The 1,243-nt window shown below is 52.5% G+C and carries 2 protein-coding genes; both read left to right on the top strand.

All coding sequences use genetic code 11. The annotated features are described in order from the left end of the window. Positions 1-65 precede the first annotated feature (65 nt). Positions 66-371, top strand: coding sequence for a transposase (locus tag FBY01_RS32115; RefSeq protein ID WP_229801896.1), 306 nt, complete (start codon positions 66-68; stop codon positions 369-371). Next, positions 368-1,204, top strand: coding sequence for an IS3 family transposase (locus FBY01_RS31450; RefSeq protein ID WP_229801898.1), 837 nt, complete (start codon positions 368-370; stop codon positions 1,202-1,204). Before FBY01_RS32115 ends, FBY01_RS31450 begins: the two co-directional genes overlap by 4 nt. Positions 1,205-1,243 lie beyond the last annotated feature (39 nt).

The following is a 1,243-nucleotide window of genomic DNA, read 5'->3' as shown; positions in this document are numbered from 1 at the left end:
TGATCTGGCCTAATAATTCCGGACACCTCTTAAGGGCGATATGATTTCGCCAATTTGGAGGTTCCATGAAAGAAAGAAGAGTCTTTTCCCGCGAGTTCAAACATCGTGCAGCCAGCATGGTGATTGATGACGGTTGTTCGGTACAGGAAGTCTGCGCGTCGCTGGACATTAGCGCCACCGCGTTACGGCGCTGGGTGGACCAGGTTCGCAAGGAACACAAGGGACAACCGGTTCAAGGCACTAAGGCCATTACTGAAGATCAGCGCCAGATTCAGGATTTGAAAGCCAAGATCAAACGCATGGAAATGGAAGCCGAAATCTTAAAAAAGGCTACCGCTCTCTTGATGTCGGATCCCGATCGTTTTCGATGATCGCGGAGCTAAGAGAGTCATTCCCGACCGCCATCCTGTGTCGCGTTTTCGATATGAAGCGCAGCAGCTTTTACGAATGGCTACAGCGTCTCTCGCGGCCTAAGATCGAGCGCGAAGAGCTCAAGGGGAAGGTGGTCGAACTGCACAGCGAAAGCCGGGAAGCCATGGGGGCCAGAATGATCAGCAAGCATCTGCAGGCCCAAAACATAGCGGCAGGAAGAAGCCTTGTTAAAGCCCTGATGAGGGAAGCCAACATTGTCAGTAAACAACGCCAGCCTCATCCTTTCAGATCCAAAGGAGTTGAAGCATTTGTCGCGCCCAATCTGCTCAAGCGCAATTTCAAGCCGACCGCGGTCAATCAAGTCTGGTGTGGCGACGTTACAAGCCTGATGGTAGGCAAGCGCTGGGTTCATCTGGCCATCGTGATCGATTTGTTTGCTCGTCGGGTCATTGGTTGGGCATTTTCGCTGGTCAATGACGCCAACTTGGTGAGTAAAGCGCTACGCATGGCGACAGAGCTTCGAACATGCCCACCTGGGTTGATGTTCCATTCGGATCAGGGCTGTCAGTACACCAGTCGCAAGTTTCAAGAAGAGCTAATGCGCCATGGCGTTTTGCAGAGCATGAGTCATCGCGGGCAGTGCTGGGACAATGCTCCAACGGAACGCTTTTTCGGCACCCTGAAGTCAGAGTGGGTCCCTCGCAACGGCTACAGCACGAGCGAGGAAGCAAAAACCGATATGGTGCGTTTCTTCATGTACTACAACCGCACCAGGCTCCACAGCTACAACAACTACCTGTCGCCAATAGCTATGGAGCTAAAAGCGGCATAAACACCGTAACTGGTGTCCGGGATTACTTGACCAGATCAG

The sequence above is a fragment of the Pseudomonas sp. SJZ077 genome (assembly GCF_007993905.1).
Taxonomy (GTDB): domain Bacteria; phylum Pseudomonadota; class Gammaproteobacteria; order Pseudomonadales; family Pseudomonadaceae; genus Aquipseudomonas; species Aquipseudomonas mandelii.
The sequence above is the reverse complement of the archived record's forward strand: the minus strand, read 5'-3'. Positions and strand labels throughout refer to the sequence as shown.

Bases quoted from the DNA above. Each gene is read 5' to 3' on its own strand.
- FBY01_RS32115 (WP_229801896.1), top strand. From the start codon at position 66: ATGAAAGAAAGAAGAGTCTTTTCCCGCGAGTTCAAACATCGTGCAGCC.
- FBY01_RS31450 (WP_229801898.1), top strand. From the start codon at position 368: ATGATCGCGGAGCTAAGAGAGTCATTCCCGACCGCCATCCTGTGTCGC.